Here is a 223-nt window from a genome sequence, read left to right on the forward strand (position 1 = left end):
TTTCTCTTGTACTTCCGTACTTGAAATTGGCTTTTGTACTTGCTCTACCACTACTTGCTGCATTGGTTGCTCTTCCACTTGTGGTTCTACTACTACTTGCTGCACTGGGCGGTCTTCCACTTGTGGTTCTGCTACCTCTTGTTGTACTGGCTTATTCTCTACTCGTACATTAGCAGAAGGCTGCATTGCATTTGCTCTAGCTGCATGTCTTTCCATTAATCGT

General features: G+C 44.4%; 1 protein-coding gene. It reads right to left on the minus strand.

From position 1 onward, the window contains the following. Window positions 1-223: hypothetical protein (locus tag MR107_RS30990; RefSeq protein WP_242293222.1), on the minus strand; the 223-nt coding region annotated here is incomplete at both ends.

This window comes from Bacillus cereus group sp. BfR-BA-01441 (genome assembly GCF_022663075.1).
GTDB classification, from domain to species: domain Bacteria; phylum Bacillota; class Bacilli; order Bacillales; family Bacillaceae_G; genus Bacillus_A; species Bacillus_A cereus.